Source organism: Salinicoccus jeotgali, assembly GCF_039538805.1.
GTDB classification, from domain to species: Bacteria; Bacillota; Bacilli; order Staphylococcales; family Salinicoccaceae; genus Salinicoccus; species Salinicoccus jeotgali.
The window spans coordinates 1-17,174 of record NZ_BAABCK010000061.1 but is presented as its reverse complement, the minus strand read 5'-3'; the positions used below and the strand labels follow the sequence as shown (position 1 = coordinate 17,174).

Annotated in this window: 18 protein-coding genes and 1 tRNA gene; 9 read left to right on the top strand and 10 right to left on the bottom strand. The window is 51.0% G+C overall.

The genetic code is table 11. The features are described from left to right. The first annotated feature begins 4 nt into the window (after positions 1-4). Both ABD734_RS08955 and ABD734_RS08950 read left to right on the top strand, forming a co-directional pair. Entirely contained in the window at positions 5-472 is a 468-nt protein-coding gene (locus tag ABD734_RS08955; RefSeq protein WP_344703502.1) for a DUF2538 family protein, read from the top strand. 11 nt (positions 473-483) lie between these two features. Next, complete coding sequence (locus tag ABD734_RS08950) at positions 484-906, top strand: GNAT family N-acetyltransferase (RefSeq protein ID WP_344703500.1); 423 nt, start codon at positions 484-486, stop codon at positions 904-906. 90 nt (positions 907-996) lie between these two features. On the opposite strand, the gene ABD734_RS08945 is transcribed toward ABD734_RS08950, so the two are convergent. The 3 genes from ABD734_RS08945 to ABD734_RS08935 form a co-directional block, all read right to left on the bottom strand. Further along, the gene (locus tag ABD734_RS08945) at positions 997-1,428 is read right to left on the bottom strand and encodes a MarR family winged helix-turn-helix transcriptional regulator (RefSeq protein ID WP_344703498.1); all 432 of its coding nucleotides are present in this window, start codon (positions 1,426-1,428) and stop codon (positions 997-999) included. A gap of 273 nt (positions 1,429-1,701) precedes the next feature. Next, positions 1,702-3,213 carry a hypothetical protein gene (locus ABD734_RS08940; RefSeq protein WP_344703496.1) on the bottom strand — a complete coding sequence of 504 codons (1,512 nt, stop codon included), beginning with the start codon at positions 3,211-3,213 and terminating at the stop codon, positions 1,702-1,704. Between the two features lie 33 nt (positions 3,214-3,246). Next, on the bottom strand, positions 3,247-3,747 hold the full coding sequence (locus tag ABD734_RS08935) for a competence protein ComK (RefSeq protein ID WP_344703494.1): 501 nt from the start codon (positions 3,745-3,747) through the stop codon (positions 3,247-3,249). 208 nt (positions 3,748-3,955) lie between these two features. On the opposite strand from ABD734_RS08935, the gene ABD734_RS08930 reads away from it, so the two are divergent. The 4 genes from ABD734_RS08930 to ABD734_RS08915 all read left to right on the top strand — a co-directional run bounded on the left by ABD734_RS08930 (position 3,956) and on the right by ABD734_RS08915 (position 5,467). After that, positions 3,956-4,429 carry a sigma-70 family RNA polymerase sigma factor gene (locus ABD734_RS08930; RefSeq protein WP_344703491.1) on the top strand — a complete coding sequence of 158 codons (474 nt, stop codon included), beginning with the start codon at positions 3,956-3,958 and terminating at the stop codon, positions 4,427-4,429. An 82-nt stretch (positions 4,430-4,511) separates the two neighbouring features. Then, the gene (locus tag ABD734_RS08925) at positions 4,512-4,718 is read left to right on the top strand and encodes a spore coat protein (protein ID WP_344703489.1); all 207 of its coding nucleotides are present in this window, start codon (positions 4,512-4,514) and stop codon (positions 4,716-4,718) included. Positions 4,719-4,756: 38 nt separating this feature from the next. Then, the gene (locus ABD734_RS08920; RefSeq protein WP_344703487.1) at positions 4,757-5,188 is read left to right on the top strand and encodes a spore coat protein; all 432 of its coding nucleotides are present in this window, start codon (positions 4,757-4,759) and stop codon (positions 5,186-5,188) included. 102 nt (positions 5,189-5,290) lie between these two features. Next, entirely contained in the window at positions 5,291-5,467 is a 177-nt protein-coding gene (locus ABD734_RS08915; protein WP_344703521.1) for a YkvS family protein, read from the top strand. Between the two features lie 318 nt (positions 5,468-5,785). On the opposite strand, the gene ABD734_RS08910 is transcribed toward ABD734_RS08915, so the two are convergent. The 7 genes from ABD734_RS08910 to ABD734_RS08880 all read right to left on the bottom strand — a co-directional run bounded on the left by ABD734_RS08910 (position 5,786) and on the right by ABD734_RS08880 (position 14,216). After that, the gene (locus ABD734_RS08910; RefSeq protein ID WP_344703485.1) at positions 5,786-6,640 is read right to left on the bottom strand and encodes a bifunctional UDP-sugar hydrolase/5'-nucleotidase; all 855 of its coding nucleotides are present in this window, start codon (positions 6,638-6,640) and stop codon (positions 5,786-5,788) included. 29 nt (positions 6,641-6,669) lie between these two features. Further along, on the bottom strand, positions 6,670-8,025 hold the full coding sequence (locus tag ABD734_RS08905) for a TrkH family potassium uptake protein (protein WP_344703484.1): 1,356 nt from the start codon (positions 8,023-8,025) through the stop codon (positions 6,670-6,672). A 159-nt stretch (positions 8,026-8,184) separates the two neighbouring features. Continuing rightward, positions 8,185-9,855 (bottom strand): S1C family serine protease, encoded by a 1,671-nt coding sequence (locus ABD734_RS08900; protein ID WP_344703482.1) that lies wholly within the window; start codon positions 9,853-9,855, stop codon positions 8,185-8,187. A 42-nt stretch (positions 9,856-9,897) separates the two neighbouring features. Beyond that, a complete protein-coding gene (locus tag ABD734_RS08895; RefSeq protein ID WP_344703478.1) occupies positions 9,898-10,695 on the bottom strand; it encodes a TerC family protein in 798 nt (265 codons plus the stop codon). Between the two features lie 240 nt (positions 10,696-10,935). Further along, positions 10,936-12,492 carry a peptide chain release factor 3 gene (locus ABD734_RS08890; RefSeq protein WP_344703476.1) on the bottom strand — a complete coding sequence of 519 codons (1,557 nt, stop codon included), beginning with the start codon at positions 12,490-12,492 and terminating at the stop codon, positions 10,936-10,938. A gap of 10 nt (positions 12,493-12,502) precedes the next feature. Beyond that, positions 12,503-12,742 carry a YueH family protein gene (locus tag ABD734_RS08885; RefSeq protein WP_344703474.1) on the bottom strand — a complete coding sequence of 80 codons (240 nt, stop codon included), beginning with the start codon at positions 12,740-12,742 and terminating at the stop codon, positions 12,503-12,505. Continuing rightward, positions 12,717-14,216 carry a UDP-N-acetylmuramoyl-L-alanyl-D-glutamate--2,6-diaminopimelate ligase gene (locus ABD734_RS08880; protein WP_344703472.1) on the bottom strand — a complete coding sequence of 500 codons (1,500 nt, stop codon included), beginning with the start codon at positions 14,214-14,216 and terminating at the stop codon, positions 12,717-12,719. The genes ABD734_RS08885 and ABD734_RS08880 overlap by 26 nt, the downstream gene beginning before the upstream one ends. 62 nt (positions 14,217-14,278) lie before the next feature. Here ABD734_RS08880 and ABD734_RS08875 point away from each other — a divergent pair, with 62 nt between their 5' ends. The 3 genes from ABD734_RS08875 (at position 14,279) to ABD734_RS08865 (ending at position 16,993) form a co-directional block, all read left to right on the top strand. Beyond that, positions 14,279-15,583, top strand: coding sequence for an MFS transporter (locus ABD734_RS08875; RefSeq protein WP_344703470.1), 1,305 nt, complete (start codon positions 14,279-14,281; stop codon positions 15,581-15,583). 82 nt (positions 15,584-15,665) lie between these two features. Next, positions 15,666-15,736: transfer RNA gene (locus tag ABD734_RS08870), tRNA-Thr, on the top strand. Between the two features lie 108 nt (positions 15,737-15,844). Next, positions 15,845-16,993, top strand: a complete 1,149-nt coding sequence (locus ABD734_RS08865; protein WP_344703468.1) for a CapA family protein — start codon at positions 15,845-15,847, stop codon at positions 16,991-16,993. Positions 16,994-17,174 lie beyond the last annotated feature (181 nt).

Below are 17,174 nucleotides of genomic sequence, written 5' to 3'. Positions count from 1 at the left end.
GATGATGCGCAGGACTTACGACAAGGAAACGAACATCAATGAGATGTTCGATTACCTGGAAGATCAGATCAAGCGCAGCGGAGAAGCACAGCCGGAGGATAGGTATTTTTATCAGAACCATGACCATAAGGAGATGTATCTGTCGATAAAGGGCTATTTTGCAGAGTCTGAATCCAATGCTGAAGTGGATGCGGCATGCTATCTCATCGCGTTGCCTGAAATATACAAGCAGATCAACATATTCGAACTCACCTTCCCGATGGACTGGATCCGCGGAGAGGACGGCAGATTGTCCCAACCCTTCAAAAATCTGCGTCCCCACATCCAGTATCTGGCATTGGCTGCCGCTGAGGCGAGCGGGTTCAAGTTCAATACCCCTCCAGCGCTTTCCCTTGGACTGGAATACTGGAACCTCGAACAGATGCGGGTATTTTGGCAGTTCACTGCCATCAGAAGAAAAAATGCGATGTAAGGAGAATGTTGATGGAAATAAAAGTGGCAGACAGCCAAAAGATGTACGACCAGTGCCTCGAAATCCGTAAACGCGTCTTCGTCGAAGAACAGAATGTGCCGATGGACCGGGAAATAGACGAATATGAAGATACATCGACGCATATCCTGCTGACAGCAGATACACCCGTCGGCACCGTCAGATATCGCCCGGCAGGCGACGGATTGATCAAGATCGAACGCATGGCGGTGCTGCCTGAAGCACGCGGATTGAAATACGGCCGGGAGCTGATGGCTTTCGTCCATAAGCATGCCCGGGAAGCGGGCTATGCCAAAGCGAGACTCGGCGCGCAGGTCCATGCCGCTGATTTCTACAGGAAGCTCGGCTATGAAGTAGCTTCAGAGGAATTCGAGGATGCGGGCATTCCGCACATATATATGGAACGCACGTTGTAGACATAAAAAATCCAAGGGAGTCTCCCTTGGAATTTTTTTATGACCCGTTTTTCTGCATTAAAAAAACCCTTTCCAAGAAGTTGGAGAGGGTTATTGAACTTGAATTTTACGTAAGGTATCCATCAATGTGCGTTTTTCTTCGTCATTCAACTCTTCCACAACATTTTCACTAAGTTCGCAGATCGAAGGTTCCAATTCTGCCAATGCTTCGCTTCCTGCATCGGTCATTTCGAGATGGGACGCACGCATATCATTCTCGTTGCGCCGTTTGGCTATATAACCTTGGTCCACCAGAGTCTGGACGGCTCGTGAGACTGAAGTCTGCTCTTTATTCAATCGGCCTATAATCGTTTTTTGTGTAAGTCCTGGCTCTTCTGAAATCATTTCAACGATATAGAGCTGTTCCCTGGATAAAGTGCCCAATTCAGTCTTGAACTCAGCTAAATGATCGATTTTTGCATTCAGCATAAAAATGTATCTGCACACATTCCGTATGTTTACATCATTTGTTGTTTCGCTCATATTATCTGCCCGCCATTCCTAACATTTACTCAGACACTTACCATTATACACAAAACTATATTGTGCACAATATAATTAGAGGAAAAAGTCGCTCTAATTCTCAGTGACTGCGCCCAAGAAACGTTTATTTTGTGTTTCACCCTTATTGACAAACGGCAAATGGTTTGATGATTTTGTCATAAAATGGTGCAAGCGAGTTTTATTCCCAATGATTTTTCTGACACTTTTTAATACCCTAATATATGCATATTCATTCATTTATTGAAAAAACGATCAATTATTTTTTTCGTAGTCCACCATGTTCTCAAGTATCGTCGCCCGCAGTGCGACCAATTCCGGATGTTCATACAGCGCCCGTATTTTAACATCTTTCAGCTGCTGCCCCTCCGGCATCGGTTCGGTGACGAATTTAACGAATGTCACCGCAAAATCCTCTTTCGGATTTGTCGCCTGATATGGCTCATGAAAATGAGTGATATGGCTGTTGTAGAACGCTTCCCGTTCAGGATCCGATTTATACTTGTTGTCAATCCATTCCTCACCATACTGGGACCAGAATCGTTCGGTATAGGCTTTCATGAAAGTCCCTTCCTTCAATGATGCCACATCAGTGCTGTCGTCCTTGAAGTCTTCGACCGGCAATGACCAGACGTGGGCGAACTCATGGATCAGCGTCCGGTATTCGCCCGGCTTCGCATGGTTATCACGTATATCCATCGCCAGCGTGGTGCCAGAAGGCTTGACGTCTACATAGGCAAGCGTATTGCCTTCACCATCCGAAAACAGCTTGAAAGCATTGACGTCAGAGATCTCACGGGCAGGAAAGAAATGAGTGAAGCGCGTCCAGATTTCTGTAAACGCCGCTTCATCTCCAAACGGCAGCGACTGGTGCACTTCCGGCGCCCCGAGCGTCATATCTTCAACGGGATATGTCAGATAATCGACCTGGCTCCGGTTTTCGACGAATAGATGTTTTGTATCTTCTATATCGATGTAGTCATCGAGTGCGTCCAGATGTTGGTCGCCAAGCGTTGTGCATGCCGCCACTGTACTGCAGTCAGGATGATCGACAGATTGCTTTGGTGCTATCTCCGCCTGATGTCCATCACCTTGGCCGGGCAGTCCAAGCAGATACAATATACCAAGTAGCACTGCGCCGGTCATTATACCGAACAGCAGAAGCTGTCCGATGGTGCGTAGCACTGCGATGGACGGGTGTAGCACTTGGTCTCTGAGGCTTCTGGTGACGGGATGATCGGAAATCCATCCCTTCTCAAGGAGGACGGCTGTAATCTCTTTCATATGACCGGCATAGTCCGGGATGCCGGAATCATCGAGGTGGATCGTTTCGATGTCCCCTCCAGTATGGACCGGGTACTCTCCGCATGTAAAGACGAGCACCGGAATGTTGCGGTGGCTGGCTTCTGTCGTCAGCCATCTGAAGTCGCGCTCCGATATATCGGTGGACAGGATGAGACAGTCATAGTTCATCTGCTTTCGCATACGCTCCCGGCGCACCGTTTCAAAGACGTTGCTTGATGGCGTCACAGCATCACCGGTGATGGTGCCGTATGGCGCCGAAACGCGTGCGGCTGAGCTTGGATCCACCCCGTTTTGGCGGAGGTATTTCAAGAGTGGGGGCGTCTTCGTGGAATCACTGCTGAGGTTAGTGTGCAGCCGGACCCGATGGGTCGAGTGGCTGCCGAGGCAGATCGCGATGACATGGCCACCTGTGAAGGTCGAGTCATCTTTCATATAGATGCCGCCTGCTGCGAGAATCTCCATAGCCTCCCCCCCTTTCCGCCGAGTGCCTGCATTCTACAGCAAGAGCCGCGCACCCTCTTGTCGTGTGGTGTAAAGCGCACTCTGCTCCCGTATTTTAGTGGAGCGGTCGAGTACTTTCAATGCTTTGGCATATTGTTTTTCGCACAATTTATAATCAGCATCTATCCATTTCATCATACCATGGTTGAAGCGTATTTCCGTCCCTTCTGTCCCAGGCCTGAATTCAAGCAGCTGATGCAAGTTCACCCAGCAGGGGTTGCGGCGGCGTGAGACCGTTACGGGGAACAATGTAAAACCAATGCGTTCGTCTATGACAATCGGACCGAGCCGATGGATGTCATGGGCGGCTTTCAGATGGGCCCGCCTCGCTTTTAAGTTTGTACCGTGGCAATAGACCAGCAGTTCATCAATCAGATCCTCACTTGGTTTGACCGAGGGCAGTACGCGGTCATGGTAAACCGCTTCGCAGAGAAACTCGGGGTGTTCGACTGGTTCAATGCAGCAGATCCCCGGGTTGAGTAGTGATGGTATCATGGGTCACCTCTTCAATGTGTTGATCTTTAGATTATACACCAAACGGCTTTTATTTAACATATAATTAACAATATTTAATAAAATGTTAATTTAATGAGAAGTTAAGTCGACCTATTCGTGTTTATGCCTCGGGCGGATTGATTCGTTTCATCATATGATTGTTTTATCCGGAAATAACTGATGCATCGATGCGTTATAGGACACTCATATGAATGAACAAATAGAACGGTATGAACCGATGATCCACAGCATCATGAATAAACTGAACATCCAATATGACAAAGATGATTATATGCAGGTCGGCCGGCTTGCCGTCTACTCTGCCTTGACTGCCTTCGATGCCGTAAAAGGCAAAGGGGCGACTGAATCCCAGTTCGTCTATACGCGCATCCAGCAGCGGATGATCGATGAAATCCGCAAAGTATCGCGCTATACTTCACATGTCAGTGCCGACAGTGATGCCGGGATGGACACCGGGGCTGACGATGACATGCCCGACCTCCATTACGACAGCGCCCGCCGGGTCCTCGATGACCGGGAGATGCTGTGGCTGACCTATACATTGAAAGGCTTTACGGTACGTGAAATCGCCTCTGTTGCCGGTTTCAGTACATCGAGTGTCAAAAACTGGAGGGCTTCGGCACGGGTGAAGTTGAGGAAGATATACGGCCCTGAAGATTGAATTTTATGATTTCTGGCAAGATTATCGTATAATGGCAAGAAGCATGTTATCCTTATGCATAAATACCAACAGGAGGCTGACCATGGCTAAAAGCGACAAGACCGAAGTGCCACTCGGCGTGCATGAAACGCTGGAACTGCACGAAATCGTGACGCTCAGAAAAGCATCTCTAATGAAGGCGCACGTATTGGAATCCCTGGTGGATGATCCCAAGCTCAGATCGCTGCTCAGGAAGGAAAAGCAGATATCCGAGAAAGCCATTGAAGAAATAGAAGCACTGTTACCATAGAGGGCCCATGTCCTTTATCTTTTAGGGAGGCTGCAGTAATGGAATTTGATGATATTATGGAACATACCGGCAATAAAAAGGATGAGCTCATCGTACATGAAATGCTCGTCTCATCCAAATCGGCCGTCCGGGCCTATTCGGTCGCGTTGACGGAGACGATTTCCCCGGAAGTGCGCGACGTGCTGAGGCGACAGCTTACACAGGCGATCAACCAACATTCCCGGATTGCGGACTATATGGTCGAAATCGGCGCCTATCACCCGTATGACCTCAAGAAACAGGTCAAGCAGGATAAGAAGAAGGTGAAGAAGACGCGCAAGATCATAGCCAAGAGCAGACAGCCAGAGAACAAGCTGAAGAAGCGGCGGCCTGATGACTCGCAAGAAGCGTCGAACGCCACCGTTTCTAAGCAGGAACCTGAAGCGGTCACGGTACCGGATAATAAGGCGCAGGGTACACCGGACGCCTGACAGATAATGGGATGCCCGAACACTTTCAATATTGCCGCATATCTAGTATAATATCTTACATCATTGGTAGTGGAGGTTTGACGCATGGATGAAGAAACAGAAGTGGTAGCAGCACAAGTAGGGAATATCATAGAATTTCAAGGCATGAAAGGAAGAGTTGAGAAAGTCAACGACAACTCTGTCATCGTCGATATTACGATGGATAAAAATTTCGACGAGCATGAAATGTTTGAAAAGACTGTAGTCAACCATAAAAGGTATACAATCGTCGAAGAATAATCCCCGACCCGTTATGCTGCGAGATGCAGTGTAGCGGGTTTTTTCGTGATGTGGGATGGGAAGTCGTTAATTCCCCTTCGCTGTGCGGACGAGCGAGAGTTAGAGGGTTAATTCGCCTTCGTTGACCAGACGAACGAGAGTTAGACACCCAATTCGCCTTCGTTGCCCAGACGAACGAGAGTTAGATGGCCAATTCCCCTTCGTCGACCAGACGAACGGGAGTTAGACTTCCGACTCCGCACATCCCTTGCCAAAACAAAGAGCAGCGGCCTGCATAATCTGCGGGGGCGCTGCTCTTTTATCGTCTGTGCCGTCTTTCTATAAGTGATAGTGGACCAGATCAAGAAGACGGTGGTCTTCCTGGAGCTGGGATACTTCACGGTCGATGCGGGAGACGGAATGGCTTAAATATTCATATGTGGTGGTGCGTGTCTTGAAGTTGAGCTCTACATGCATCACCTTGCCGGTGTGATGGTGGTGGTATCTCGGGATATGCCGTTCATCCTCCGCAGAATAAGAGTCATGGTGGTTCTCCTCATATGATGCTGCGCCACAGCTGCCGGTAATCAGAAGGCCGACGCCTTCCATATCGTGGATGACCCGGCTGATCGTATCGTCGGCATCGGCGAGGCATACGATTACGTAGTCGGGATTTTCGGTGTCATAGATGTATCTGAGCCAGCGTTTGATCGAGCTGCTGAGATTTGAGATGTGGAGATCCTGCTCACCGTTACTGCGGGACGGATCGTAGGTGCCGGCATAGCCGCCCAGGATGGCGAGCTTCATGCCGTTGGTCCTGTAGATTTCGTACGGCTCCCCAAAAAACGGTTCCTTTGTGGCCGGATGGGTGATGTTGCAGCTCATCCACGGGAACTTCGAAAAGCTCAAAGAACGCCTGAGCCGTGAAATGTTGTCCATGTCCTTATGGTTCAACACGCCGAAGCCATAATCCATATAGTTCATCGCCGTGATGGCAGGGTTGCGCGGGGTGATGTAATCCAGATCGATGCCGATCGTGCCCCCGAGGTCGGCAAGGATGACGTGGTGGTTCTGCTCAAAGAGCAGCCCCCTCTTATACTTGGCCACCTTCGACAACGTCACGCCCGGAGCACTGCCGAGGTTGCGCCCAAGATGCTGGGTCAGTATGAGGCTGACACTGAAAAATTCCTGCATGTCTGGATACTCCTCTCATTTGAAGTTTATCAGCCGATCAAGATGCGTTCTTTCGGATAATGGAAGGACAATTCCTTCTGTTTGCCGCCCATCGAGAACAGGAAGGATATGAAACCGATCCGTCCGATGAACATGAAGATCATGACGACCACTTTACTCCAGTTGGTCAGACCTCCTGTAATGCCGGTCGATAAGCCGGTCGTACCGAATGCACTGGTGACTTCGAATATGATATCGATCAAGTCGAAGCGCCCGCCCTCAAACAGGACTACTGAAATGATGCCACTGAATACCAGGAAGACTGCCAGTATGATGACGGCGAATGCACGGCGCAGGTCCTCACCGTCGACTTCACGGTTGAAGATGCGGATATCCTTGCGTCCCCGGCTGAATGAGATGAGGAACAGGATAAGCAGTGCGAATGTGGTCGTCCTTATGCCACCCCCGGCGGAACTTGGGGAGGCACCGATGAACATCAGGGCGCTCATGACAAGCTGTGTTGCATCGCTGAACAGGCTCGGATCGACGGTCGTCAGCCCACCACTTCGTGTAGTCGCAGAGGCGAACATGCTGTTCATCAACGTTTTGAACCATGAGTCCTGCGAAAAGTAGTTCGATGATTCCATGACGAAGATAAAGAACGTCCCCACGAGGAAGAGCGCCAGATAAGTGAACGTCGTGATTTTGGCGAACAACGTAAAACGGAAATTCCGTTTGCGCGACCGGAGGAAACGACGGACTTCTATCAATACCGGGTAACCGATGGCACCGAGCATAATCTGTATCATCACCGGCACCTGCAGTATGTAATCCTCCTCATAGCTGATCAATGAGTTGCCGAACAGGTCCATACCGCCGTTCGTTGTGGCTGAAACCGACAGGAACAGGCCGTTCATGAGGGAATAGTAGAAATTATTGGACTCCGCCATGAAATAGATGAAATACATCACCGCACCGATCGTTTCAATGATCAGCAGCGTCTTCAGTATCTCAATGACAAGCTTGACTGCCCCCGAGAATTTATACTGGTTGTTGTCAACGGCAATCTGCATGCGCTCCTTCAGGCCGATATGACGGCCGAACAGTACCCAAAGCATGGTACCCATAGCCATGATGCCGACCCCACCAAGGTTCAGGATGATCATGATGACCACGTAGCCGCTCGTATTGAACGTCTCGGCTATCGTAATCGGCGTCAGGCCCGTCACCGACAAGGCGGAGGCTGCGACGAAAATCGTGTCGATCAGCGCCGTATCCTTCTCCCCGCGGTAGAGGAAAGGCAGGCTCAGCACAGAACTTGCCACAAAAAGCGCAATCAGATAGTACAGAAAAATCCCGCGTTGGGGGGTGAGCGAGTCGAGGAAACGCTCCAACGATTTGAACATTGCAATCCCTTCTTTCAAAACCGTGCGGTTCTCATAAATACATCTTATTATCACGTACCGGATCAAGCTGTGTCAAGGTGACTTTCATACTGCTTGACAGTACCCTATCCGAAACATTCCTACTCATATAAAAAAGCACCGGTCACCCGGTGCCCCACACTATTCCAGGGTGACGGTCGTTTCCTGCAGATTACCGTTGCGGTAATAGCCAACCGTCATTTCCTCTCCCTGTTCCTTTTCGTAATACAGATACTTCCTGAGTTCTATCATGTTCGCAATTTCATTGCCGTCGAACGATACGATGACATCGAACTGCTTGAGGCCGCCCGCATCTGCCGGACTGCCATCCTCGACATTGCTGATGATTACACCCGACTCGACATCATCAGGCAGGTTCATCTCATTGACCAGCACTTCAGCCGGTACCGTATAGAGGTCCTGCAGCAGGACGCCGAGGAACGGCCGGGAGATTTCACCCTGTTCTTCAAGCTGGGTGGCAATCTCCTGCACTTCGTTGACAGGGATCGCAAATCCGATTCCCTCTACAGTCGGCATGCTGATTTTCATCGAATTGATGCCGATCAAGTTACCTGACTGGTCGACCAGTGCGCCGCCCGAGTTACCTGGGTTGATGGCCGCATCGGTCTGCAAAACGTTCGCTTCCCAGTCATAGTTGCCGTCGTTGTCTATATCGACGGGCACACTGCGATCGAGGCCTGAGATGATACCTTGTGACACTGAACCTGAAAATGCCTGGCCAAGGGGCGAACCGATGGCGATTGCCGTTTCACCCACCTGGAGGTCTGAACTGTCGCCAAACTCGATGGCATTTTCGATTTCACCGCGGTCCATACGTAATACCGCGAGGTCCGTCCACAGGTCAGTACCGACAATTTCAGCCGATTTCTGGGTACCGTTCTCAAGCGTCACTTCGAGCTCTTGGGCGCCGTCGACCACATGGTTGTTCGTGACGACGTACGCATCTTCCTCCGTCAGCTTATAGATGACTCCGGAACCAGTCCCAGCCTCTTCGGGTTCGCTGTCAGTCTGCTGCTCGAGTCCGGGTAGGATTTCATCGATCTTCTGGAGGTTGACTATCGACACCACGGACTTGCGCGCCTTCTGGATAGCGGCTGTTGTACCTGAGACCTCTGCGTCACCGCTATCGTCTCCTCCTTGTTGATCGCCTTCCTCTCCCTGCTCATCCTGACCATTTCCCGAGACGCCTTCAGCAGCTTCATCCTGGTTCGTGTCGTCAGTGAATGCACTGAATAGAGCAAGCGCAATCAAGGCACCGATCAATCCGGCGATAAGCGGCAGGAGGATAGTGCTCAAACAGCCACCCCGTCTGCCTTTACGGCCACCTCCACCGCCTCCCCGGCGTTCTTCTGGCGCAGCGCTTCCGGCGGGTCCAGGCTCAGGCGCCATATGCATGGTGTCACCCATGTTCTCCGGACCATTCTTGGCATCGGCACTTATGCCGTCTGCCGCATGATCGCGTGAATCAGGGTCGGTGTATGCTTCTTCAGACCCAGCGTCTTCTCCTCGTTCTTGTCGTGCACTGTTGGTTTTCGCATAGCCGCCTGAAGGTGCCATATGCATGGTGTCCCCCATATTCTCACGGCGACCCTGCATATCTTCTGTGCTACCGTCACTACCATAATCGTGCGGATTAGGTCCTTTGTATTCCACTGTGTCTTTATGGTCTTCTGTCTGACCCTCTGCTTGTCCTGTCTGCTTCTCTTCATCACGTCCACCGCCGGCGTTGAATGTTCTGCGCTTACGGCGATACCGGTCTTTCGGAATGATATGCTTCCTAGACTTGTCCAAAGGCGACCCCTCCTCATGAGTATTGCTTCAATTATAGAACGTTTATCTGTTTGTTTCCACTGATTCACCATCTTGATTAACCCTATCGCCGCTGAGGAACCAGCCTGCAGCGATGACGACCACCATGACGCTCCAGAAGATCAGTTTCCAAGTGACTGAATGTGGAAAGGCTTCTGGTATGATGCCCAACGCGTCGTGTGCGAGCGTCAGAACCGATAGTTTAACGCCGACCCAGCCGACGATGATGAATGCTGCGATTTCAAGTCCTGGCTTTTTGTTGAGCAGTTCGACGAACCAGTTGGCGAAGAACCGCATGATGATGACACCGATCAGGCCGCCGACAAGCATTACGGTATATTGTCCGGCATTGACGCCAAAGAAGTCACCGCCCACTTCTGGGAGCGCGAGTGCGATTGCTGCTGCTGCCAAAATGGAGTCTATGGCGAAGGCGACGTCAGCGACTTCCACCTTAAATACCGTCAGCCAGAAGCCTGCTTTCTTCTTCGGTTTTTTGCCTTCAGCCGCCGCTTCATGTGCTGCTTCGTCCTCTCCCCCACGCCAGATGGCATAGAGGTGTGAGATGGACACATAGAACAGATAGATGGCACCGAGCGCCTGCATCCACCACCACTGGACGAGCCAGACGAGCAGCAGGATGGCGACCATCCTGAAAATGAAGGCGCCGAGCAATCCATAGAACAATGCCTTCTTGCGTTCCTTGAATCCGAGGTGCTTGACCATGACGGCGAGCACTACCGCATTATCAGCTGCGAGCAGCCCTTCAAGGACGATGAGAACGATCAGCACCCATGAATACTCTAAAATTACTGCAAAATCCATTAGTTTCCCTCCTTTTCCGAGTGAACGAAAAAAGACCCTGGCTGCAGATCTCCGTAGAGATGCGGCCAAGGTCTCACGATACAATACAAAGTATTGCTCGATGCACCGGGAATTTCTCCGTCATGACGATGCATCGATGGGTCGCCCCATTCGTTACTCCCCTTTTCCGATTGGAAAGGTATGTTCTTTTAGTTACTTATTGAATATAGCCGATTCCGTGCCTGATGTAAAGCGTAAACCCTACATCAGCGAATAGAGTCTGATTTCCGGGAATTTATCGCTGAACCAGCGCATGGCGAATTCGTTCTCGAACAGGAACACCTGGTTATCATAGCGGTCGAGCACAAGGTTCGAACGGGATGAATGCATGGCATCGGTGATGTCTTCTTCATTTTCAACCCATCTGGCAATCTTCTTGCCGATCGGTTCCATGATGACGTCTGTATTGTACTCATTTTTCATGCGGTGCTCGAACACCTCGAACTGCAGCTGTCCGACCGCGCCGAGTATCGGCTGGTTCGTATGCATCGTCTTGTAGTACTGGATTGCACCTTCCTGCACAAGCTGCTCGATTCCTTTGTAGAAGTGCTTTTGCTTCATGACGTTCTTTGCCGATACCTTCATGAAGAGTTCAGGCGTAAACTGTGGCAGGTCTTCGAAATCGACCTTCTGGCCGGCGTATAGCGTATCTCCGATCTGGAACGTCCCTGTATCATAGAGGCCGATGATGTCGCCCGGATAGGCTTCATTGACCGTTTCGGTATCATCCGCCATGAACATCGTAGCGCGCGCGACTTTCACCTTGCGCCCGGTCCGTGCCAATTTAGCTTCCATGCCACGCGTGAATTTCCCTGAGACGACCCGCATGAATGCAAGGCGGTCGCGGTGGCGGGGGTCCATATTGGCTTGAATCTTGAAGATGAAACCGCTGAAGTCTTCATTCTTCGGTGATACAAGCGACTCTTCCTTAGTCTGGCGTGGCGTCGGCATCGGTGCATAGTCGACGTACGTATCAAGGAACTCCTCGATGCCGAACGTCGACAGCGCGGAACCGAAGAATACCGGCGTCAGATCACCGCGGGCAATCTTTTCGTCGTCGAAGTCATCGCCCGCTTCTTCAACAAGCATAAACTCCTCGATCGCCGTCTGGAACGCTTCATCTGCTTCGATGGCGTGCCCGCCGACCGGTGCATAGTCTTCATCCAGCTGGATCTTGTCATCTTCCCGGTAAGGGTTGATCGAACGGTCTTTGCGGTTGATGATGCCGAAGAAGGACGGCCCCATGCCGACCGGCCACGTCATCGGATAAGTTTCGATGTCGAGCGTCGATTCGATCTCTTCAAGCAGTTCAAACGGCTCCTTGCCGACTCGGTCGAGTTTGTTGATGAACGTGAAGATCGGAATGCCGCGCATCTTACAGACTTTGAACAGCTTCAATGTCTGGGGTTCGATGCCTTTCGCTGCATCGATGACCATGACGGCCGAGTCGACCGCCATCAGTGTACGATACGTATCCTCCGAGAAATCTTCGTGGCCTGGGGTATCCAATATGTTGATCTTATAGCCGTCGAAGTCGAACTGCATGACGGAACTGGTGACACTGATGCCCCGCTCCTGCTCGACCTTCATCCAGTCGGAGGTGGCGAATTTGCCGCTTTTTTTACCTTTGACGGTACCTGCACTGCGGATGGCACCGCCAAACAGGAGCAGCTTCTCGGTGAGCGTCGTCTTACCAGCATCCGGGTGCGAGATGATGGCGAATGTCTTCCTTTTTTCTATTTCTTGAGTAAAATCCATAATTGTCTCCTTACTTTCGCGAAATTGCGTGTACAATGTCCCTGGCGACTGCTTCAGCCTGATTTTCGTCCATCATGCTGAACAGATGCAGGACAAGTGTTTCGATCTGTTCTTCACTAGTCAATGACTGCGGGTATTCGATGCTGAAGTGGATGTCCGGGAGGCTGATGATGAATGTTCCGCGCGAGTGGGCCTCCTGGATGAAGACAGGCATGCTTTGCCCCTCAATCGATGATGTCGTCTGAAACATACTCATCCCTCCTGTATTTGCGGTAGGCACAGTCCAGCGCGATCAGATCGTCGCGGTGGGGAACCTTCACGTAATCTTCCATGATCTGGTATGGCTCACGGCCTTTACAGGCAAGCACCACCGTGTCCCCGGGTTCCGCAAGCGCTATTGCATACTCGATGCCTTCAGTTCGGTCCAGGAAGGTATGGTAATTGTCGTGCTCCGCCCCTTCAGCGAGTGCTGCGACCAGCATGGCAGGGTCATCGTTGGCGGGATTGTCGGGTGTGAATATCGCCACGTCCGCCCGCGTCGATATATGGCCCATCTCTTTGGCTTTCGACAGATCGCGTTCGCCGGTCATGCCGACCAGGAAGATCAATCTGCCGGTGACGAACGGTTCGATTGTATCGATGATTTTATTGAGAGCATCTGGCGTGTGGGCGAAATCGATGATGATGTCGATCGGCAGCGTGCGGTCGAGTACCTCGAGCCGCCCTTCTACAGGAGCCATATCCTTGACTGCGCCGATGATGCGCGGCAGCTTATAGCCCTGCAGCCATTCGCTGATGATGGCACACATCAGGTTTTGTATATTGAAATGGCCGATGAAGGGCGATTCGACATGATACTGCCCTTCTGGGGTATTCAATGTAAAGGTGAAACCTTCAAGCGTGCCCGCGATGTCGGACGGGTAGAAGTCTGCCGAGTCGGTCATTCCATAGGTGATGACCTCATGCGGCGTCATCGCGCGGTAGCGCGCCGACCAGGGGTCGTCCTCATTGAGGATGGCGTATTTCGGGTCTCTGACGTTCTGGCCCATCTGGGAGAACAGCAATCCCTTCGTATAGCCGTATTCATCCATTGTATTATGAAAATCGAGGTGATCTTGGGTCAGGTTGGTGAAGATTGCGATGTCGTAGTCGATGCCGAACGTCCGACCGAGGCCCAGGGCATGCGACGATACTTCCATCGTGAAGACTTCGGAATCCCGCTCGCTTGCTTCCCTGATCCTTTTATGGAGCCGGGTCGTCTCAGGCGTCGTATTGGTGCTGGCATAGCGGTCATCGTTCACAACGAAACCGTTGGTCCCGAGGTATGCGCTGTTCTTGCCGAGTGCACGGCTTAGATTATGGATCATCGTAGCCACGGTGGTTTTACCGTTCGTCCCCGTCACCCCTATCATCGTCTGGGTTTCATGTGGGAAGCTGTAGATGTATTCCGAGAATAGGGAAGCCACTTTGACGGGATCTCTGACGACGAGGAGCCCGACATTTTCTGGCAAATCGGTATAACGGTCTGTTACGATGAAGCGGCACCCTGATTCCACAGCCTGCGGAATGAAATCGAAGCCATCGACCTGATGGCCCCGCACCGCTACGAATATGGCATTTCCATCCACTTCACGGGAATCCATGGAGATGTGCGCCACCGTTTCTGGAAATTCCCCGTATATTTTTTTAATTTTCAGTAGGGAAATCAATGTCTTCGAATTCATTTTTCCTGCCACCTTTCAACTTTTATATTATACAATAGAAGAATGCTCTTTAATAGTGGGAATTGACAGAAGGGCAAACCGTTCCGTATCATCTGAACAATGATGACAACCATAAAATACAACGTCTTCATGCCCGTAGAGGAGATGACGGCGTTATAAAAGGTGACGTAATGACAACCAATACTAAAAAGAAACGATTCTGGAAACTCGCTTTCATACTGTGCCTGACGGAAGTCGTCCGGGGCATGTTCATACTCAGCTACCTACCGGCCCTGCCGACGATCGGCATCATTTCACTCAGCCTGTCGTCCATCGTCATCACGATGCATTATGTATTCGATGCCGTGACCAACATCTGGCTTGGTTTTATCATGCGTAAAATCGGTGCCTGGTGGACGATGTTTTTGAGTTATATGGTCGGCGTCGGGGCCATGGCGCTCGTCATGTTCGACCAAAGCTTCTATTCACTCCTGATCGCAGCATGTCTGCTCGGCATCAGTGTCTGTCCGATCTGGATCATCGCATTGTCGAATGTGCAGGATGAAAATCGCGGCCGGGAAATGGGCCTCATCTTCTTTTCCTGGCTCTCTGGCCTCGGTGCTGGCATGGTCATCATGAACTTCCTGATCGGCATATTCGATGCTGCTGCGGTCGTTGCGATGGTAATCGTCTTCGCCCTGAACTTCATCATCTTCCTGATCCTGCCGGGCGACTATAAAGTGGAAACTCATGGAGAGGCCACCGCGAGCCGCCGCAAGCGCCGGCTGCCACTTGGTGAGACGTGGGAAATCCTGCGCCACCATATGAAAAACATGCCCGGCATCATGCTCCAGGGGCTCGGTGTCGGCATGCTGCTGCCGGTTCTGCCGACATACATCACCTCGTTGCTTGAATTGAACTATTTTGAATACACGTTCTTTATCCTGATCGTGTTCGGTCTCGTCGGATTTTCAATGACAGTGTTGAGCCGGGCACTCGATGCCCATACAGAGCGATTCACCCGCACGGTCATCGTCAGCGGTTTCTTCATCTATGCAACGGGCGTCATCTGGTTCAGCACACTTGAAACGGTGTGGCTGATCTTCATCATCGCAAGCTTCATCGGGCTTTCCTACGGCATCATGCTACCTGCATGGAATAAGTATCTCGCCGGCAGCATCGGTGCAGGCAGTAAGGAAGAGTCCTGGGGTGTAATCAGTTCCATCCAAGGAATCGGCGCAATGATCGGCCCGGTCCTTGGTGGCCTGACTGCGGATATATTCGGCACGGTGACTGCTACACTTACGGCCAGCGGATTGATTTTCATCATCCTCTTCCTGTACTACGGTGTCCTTTTCTTCACGAATTGGCGCACGGCCCGCCAATAGTGTCAAAATGACCCTTGCCAACTTCCAACCCGCATGATAATATGAATGGTGTTTGGCGGATCTAATCCGACCATTCCACCCAGCCGGTATAGTTTAATGGCAAAATACCGCCATGGTAAGGCAGAGCTGCGAGTTCGATTCTCGCTACCGGCATTTATGACTTCCCATCCATTTTAGGATCGGGAAGTTTTTTTATGCAATCACTGGTTATATATGTGCCTTCATTGTAGAATCAATATAAAGGACAAGGGGGATTTATATATGTTGAAGATGATGATGCTCCTGATGCTCAGCCTCCCTTTCGGTGATGCTGACCATGAGGCGCATGCTGTATATGATAAAACGCTCGAACAAATACCCGGAGACGCGATACATACCGTGGTCGAGACCCATTTCGACCTTGAGACATCCTTCAACTTCGCTGCAGTAGGTGATGTGCTGATACATGATCATCTCTATGAAGATGTCGAGACCGAATCAGGATACGATTTCATTTCACGGGTCGATGAGGTTGCGCCTTATCTGCAGGATAAAGATCTCGTATTCATGAACCAGGAGACCCCGATCGGCGGTGAGGAGTTGCGATTGAGTGGCTATCCGATGTTCAACGCGCCGCTTGAGGCTGCCGATCTGCTTGAACATCTGAATGCAGACATCGTCTCACTGGCCAACAACCATACGCTCGACCGCAGCACTGAAGGGGTCGAACGCACAACTGATATTTTGAAGGAAAAAGGAATAGAATATGTCGGGGCGAATATCAGTCCAGAAGACCGGAAGCGCCAGCGCATCATCGATGTTGAAGGGGTGTCAGTCGGCTTCCTCGCCTACACTTACGGCACGAACGGCATCCCGGTTCCTGAAGGGGAGGACCACCTCGTCAACCTGATTGATATGCCGACGATTTTATCCGATATGGAAGACTTGCGGGATGAGGTCGACATGCTGGTTGTCAGTATGCACCAGGGGAATGAGTATGAAGAGTTCCCGAGGGATGAACATGTCCAGCAGTTTGAACAGATCGCCGATGCCGGGGCCGACATTATACTGGGGCACCATCCCCACGTGCTGCAACCCGTCGATATCTACGAGCGCGAGGACGGTGAGGAGACTGTGATCGCCTACTCGCTCGGCAATTTCTTCAGCGCCCAGCAGAGCTTAGAGACGAAGCTCGGTGGAATAATCGGCTTTGACATCACGTATAGTGGAGGCGATGAAGATATATCCGTCGATGCGGTGAAATTCATGCCTACTTATATGCACAGCAATGAGTTTGATGACTTTGAACTCGTTCCGCTCACCGACGCCGCCGAGTACGGCCTCAATGACGCAGGCGGCGTCTATCAGGATGTCAGCGATCATATGAAATACTATACCGACGAAGTCGAAGTCGTCGAATATTTGGAATAGACATATTGAACCACTTCCATCATGCGGTTTTCGCCGTTTGTGGGAGTGGTTTTATTCTTACGATTAGTCAATAGATTACAAGCATATATTCCATATTTTTCATCCCTATCCAGCGGGGCGCCCCGCTGGATAGGGATGTCGGCATGCCAAATAGGCCCTGCTTTTTCAGTTTTTTCGGAGC